At 62.7% G+C, this 5,051-nt stretch carries 2 rRNA genes; both read left to right on the top strand.

Going from position 1 to position 5,051, the window contains the following annotated elements:
- The first annotated feature begins 265 nt into the window (after positions 1-265).
- Positions 266-1,781 (top strand): 16S ribosomal RNA (locus ACTQ1Z_RS08495).
- 214 nt (positions 1,782-1,995) lie between these two features.
- Positions 1,996-4,930: ribosomal RNA gene (locus ACTQ1Z_RS08490) — 23S ribosomal RNA — on the top strand.
- The 16S and 23S rRNA genes sit together here, the layout of an rRNA operon.
- Positions 4,931-5,051 lie beyond the last annotated feature (121 nt).

Here is a 5,051-nt window from a genome sequence, read left to right as displayed (position 1 = left end):
GGGGCGCGTATATTTCATCCCTGCGCCGCGGCCGGCGGGTCCCACGGGACGGGCGGAGGCGGCGCGGGCGAACCTTGAGAACCGGATACTGCGATCGATGAGATCGACGAGACAGACAAGCGAAGTAGAAGTGACGAAGTGTGCTACATAGCAACCCTTTGTTCCTTTGACCAAGCGAATCCGAATCTTACATTCAGAGACAGCGGACAGAGCGACGGACCGACACCCGGTACTACGAATCGCTAGGGCCCTAGGCCCTTTGATTTGAACGGAGAGTTCGATCCTGGCTCAGGATGAACGCTGGCGGCGCGCCTAACACATGCAAGTCGAACGGTTAAAGCTTCTTCGGAAGTGCATAGAGTGGCGAACGGCTGAGTAACACGTGGGCAACCTGCCCCCCTCCCCGGAATAGCCTCGCGAAAGCGGGATTAATGCCGGATACTCCGCCACCCCCCGCATGGGGGAGGCGGGAAAGCCCAGACGGAGGGGGATGGGCCCGCGGCCTGTTAGCTAGTTGGCGGGGCAACGGCCCACCAAGGCGACTATGGGTAGCCGGGTTGAGAGACCGACCGGCCAGATTGGGACTGAGACACGGCCCAGACTCCTACGGGAGGCAGCAGTGGGGAATCTTGCGCAATGGGGGGAACCCTGACGCAGCGACGCCGCGTGCGGGACGAAGGCCCTCGGGTCGTAAACCGCTTTCAGCAGGGAAGAGGCCGAAAGGTGACGGTACCTGCAGAAGAAGCCCCGGCTAAATACGTGCCAGCAGCCGCGGTAATACGTATGGGGCGAGCGTTATCCGGATTCATTGGGCGTAAAGCGCGCGTAGGCGGCCTCGTAGGCCGGGAGTCAAATCCGGGGGCTCAACCCCCGCCCGCTCCCGGAACCCCGAGGCTTGAGTCTGGCAGGGGAGGGTGGAATTCCCAGTGTAGCGGTGGAATGCGCAGATATTGGGAAGAACACCGGTGGCGAAGGCGGCCCTCTGGGCCACGACTGACGCTGAGGCGCGAAAGCTGGGGGAGCGAACAGGATTAGATACCCTGGTAGTCCCAGCCGTAAACGATGGACGCTAGGTGTGGGGGGACGACCCCCCGTGCCGCAGCCAACGCATTAAGCGTCCCGCCTGGGGAGTACGGCCGCAAGGCTAAAACTCAAAGGAATTGACGGGGGCCCGCACAAGCAGCGGAGCATGTGGCTTAATTCGATGCAACGCGAAGAACCTTACCTGGGCTTGACATTCAGGTGAAGCGGCGGAGACGCCGTGGCCGAGAGGAGCCTGAACAGGTGGTGCATGGCTGTCGTCAGCTCGTGTCGTGAGATGTTGGGTTAAGTCCCGCAACGAGCGCAACCCCCGTCGCGTGTTGCCAGCGGTTAGGCCGGGCACCCGCGCGAGACCGCCGGCGTCAAGCCGGAGGAAGGTGGGGACGACGTCAAGTCATCATGCCCCTTATGTCCAGGGCTGCACACGTGCTACAATGGCCGGCACAGCGGGCTGCGACTGCGCGAGCAGGAGCGAATCCCTCAAAGCCGGCCCCAGTTCGGACCGGGGGCTGCAACCCGCCCCCGCGAAGTCGGAGTTGCTAGTAATCGCGGATCAGCACGCCGCGGTGAATGCGTTCCCGGGCCTTGTACACACCGCCCGTCACACCACCCGAGTCGTCTGCACCCGAAGTCGCCGGCCCAACCAGCAATGGGGGGAGGCGCCGAAGGTGTGGAGGGTAAGGGGGGTGAAGTCGTAACAAGGTAGCCGTACGGGAACGTGCGGCTGGATCACCTCCTTTCTAGGGAGAGCAAGCTCACCAGAAAGAAACAACACCTTTTACGGGGCGGCCCGCCAGTCCCAGTCTCTCGTCCCCGTCGTCACGTCGTCGCAGTCTCCGGTCCCGAGGGCTCGTCCCTCCCGGTACCTTGAGAGCCGCATAGCGCAAGCGAGATTTTCTTCAAACAGAAGATCGCATCTGATCGCAACATTAGTGTGTTTACCTGACGTCAAGAGAAGAAGATGTCAAGGGCACGCGGTGGATGCCTTGGCACTGGAAGCCGATGAAGGACGCGGCAAGCTGCGAAAAGCCTCGGGGAGCGGCACACGCGCGTAGATCCGAGGGTCTCCGAATGGGAAAACCCGGCGGGCCCCATAGCCCGCCACCCCCGCCCGAACGCATAGGGCGGAGGGAGGCAACCCGGGGAACTGAAACATCTAAGTACCCGGAGGAAGAGAAATCAACCGAGATTCCCCCAGTAGTGGCGAGCGAACGGGGAAGAGGCCAAACCGGCGGGAGCGAGAGCCCCGCCGGGGTCGTGGGGCCGACTATCGTGCGGTTACAAAGGGACGCGGAAGCGGAACGGCCTGGGAGGGCCGGCGGCACAGGGTTAGAGCCCCGTACGCGGATCCGAGTCCCCCGCCAGTCGGTGCCCGAGTACCGCCGGACACGTGAAACCCGGTGGGAAGCAGGGGGGACCACCCTCCAAGCCTAAATACTCTCCAGTGACCGATAGCGCACCAGTACCGTGAGGGAAAGGTGAAAAGCACCCCGGGAGGGGAGTGAAACAGTACCTGAAACCGCGTGCCTACAAGCAGTCGGAGCGCCCCAGTGGCGTGACGGCGTGCCTTTTGTAGAATGAGCCAGCGAGTTGCGGCGTGTGGCGAGGTTAAGCTGGAAAGCGAGCCGTAGCGAGAGCGAGTCTGAACAGGGCGTTCAGTCGCGCGCCGCAGACGCGAAGCCGGGTGAGCTACCCATGGGCAGGCTGAAGCGGGGGTAAGACCCCGTGGAGGGCCGAACCCACTTAGGTTGAAAACTGAGGGGATGACCCGTGGGTAGGGGTGAAAGGCCAATCAAACCCGGAGATATCTCGTTCTCCCCGAAATAGCTTTAGGGCTAGCGTCGGGGGTTTACCCCAGGAGGTAGAGCACTGGATGGGCGCGGGGGCCTCACCGCCTACCAACCCCAACCAAACTCCGAATGCCTGAGGTCCAGACCCCGGCAGTCAGAACATGTGGGCTAAGCTGTGTGTTCGAGAGGGAAACAGCCCGGACCGCCCGCTAAGGTCCCGAAGTCGATGCTGAGTGGCAAAGGATGTGCGTTTGCTCAGACAACCAGGATGTTGGCTTAGAAGCAGCCATTCATTTAAAGAGTGCGTAACAGCTCACTGGTCGAGTGGACATGCGCCGACAATATACGGGGCTAAGCATCGCACCGAAGCGGCGGGATAGTCTGACGACTATCGGTAGGGGAGCTTTCCGTCCTGCGGAGAAGCCACGGGGTGACCCGTGGTGGAGCGGCCGGAAGTGAGAATGCTGGCATGAGTAACGAGAGCGGCGAGAGTAACGCCGCCGCCGTAAACCCAAGGTTTCCTGGGCGAGGCTAATCCTCCCAGGGTCAGTCGGGGGCTAAGGCGAGGCCGGGAGGCGTAGCCGATGCGCAGCAGGTGGACATTCCTGCACCACCGACGCGGAGCTTGACCGATGGGGCGACGGAGAAGGGTAGCCGGGCGGGGTTCTGGACGTCCCCGTGAGGCCGCGTAGGGCGCGGCGCAGTGAAATGCGCGCCGCACGAGCCCGAGGCGGCGGACGAAGCGACTGAGCGAAGTCGGTGAGCCCACGCTCCCAAGAAAAACCCCTAGGGATCCGCGAGGTGCCCGTACCGCAAACCGACACAGGTGGGTGGGTAGAACATACCAAGGCGATCGGGAGAACCATGGTAAAGGAACTCGGCAAAACTGCCCCGTAACTTCGGGAGAAGGGGTGCCGGGGCCGGTGGAGGGGCGCGCCCCCCGAGCCGGGCCCGGCCACAGCGAAGAGGTCCAAACGACTGTTTATCAAAAACACAGGACTCTGCCCAAGCCGTAAGGCGACGCATAGGGTCTGACGCCTGCCCGGTGCCGGAAGGTCACGGGGAGCCGTCATCCTTCGGGAGAAGCGGCGAACCCAAGCCCCGGTAAACGGCGGCCGTAACTATAACGGTCCTAAGGTAGCGAAATTCCTTGTCGGGTAAGTTCCGACCTGCACGAAAGGCGTAACGATTTGGACGCTGTCTCTACCATGGCCCCGGTGAAATTGCACTAGTCGTGAAGATGCGACTTACCCGCGGAAGGACGGAGAGACCCCGTGAACCTTTACTGCAGCTAGGCATTGGCTGCCGGTCCGTCGTGTAGAGGATAGGTGGGAGGCTTTGAACCGAGGGCGCCAGCCCCCGGGGAGCCACCCTTGGAATACCACCCTCGACGTTCTGGCATCCTAACCCCCGGCCCTGATCGGGCGGGGGGACCGTGCCTGGTGGGTAGTTTGACTGGGGCGGTCGCCTCCCAAAGAGTAACGGAGGCGCGCGCAAGGTCTGCTCGGGACGGTCGGCAACCGTCCTCCTGAGTGCAAGAGCATAAGCAGGCTTGACTGCGAGGCGCACATGCCGAGCAGGTGGGAAACCAGGCTCTAGTGATCCGGCGGCCCAGAGTGGAATGGCCGTCGCTCAACGGATAAAAGGTACTCCGGGGATAACAGGCTGATCTTCCCCAAGAGTCCACATCGACGGGAAGGTTTGGCACCTCGATGTCGGCTCATCGCATCCTGGGGCTGGAGCATGTCCCAAGGGTATGGCTGTTCGCCATTCAAAGCGGTACGCGAGCTGGGTTCAGAACGTCGTGAGACAGTTCGGTCCCTATCCTCCGTGGGCGTAGGAAGACTGAGGGAGGCTGCCCCTAGTACGAGAGGACCGGGGTGGACGGACCTCCGGTGCACGGGTTGTTCGCCAAGAGCACCGCCCGGTAGCTGAGTCCGGTCTGGATAACCGCTGAAAGCATCTAAGCGGGAAGCCAGTCCCGAGATGAGTCTTCCCTTCGGTAAGGCCCCAGGTAGACCACCTGGTTGATAGGCAGCAGGTGCAAGCGCCGCGAGGCGCTCAGCCGAGCTGTACTAATAGGCCGAGCTCTTCTTCCCTGACTCTCAGGAGTCGCGGTCGTGCGACCTTCTGTGCGGGGACTCGCTGCGCTGTGCGGCCCCCAGGGCACCGGGCGAGGCCCGCCCCCTGAAAACCGAATGCCCCTCGTTGGTCAGCGAC

The organism is Parolsenella sp. LCP21S3_E11, from assembly GCF_052118165.1.
In the GTDB taxonomy this organism is placed as follows: domain Bacteria; phylum Actinomycetota; class Coriobacteriia; order Coriobacteriales; family Atopobiaceae; genus Parolsenella.
The sequence above is the reverse complement of the archived record's forward strand: the minus strand, read 5'-3'. Positions and strand labels throughout refer to the sequence as shown.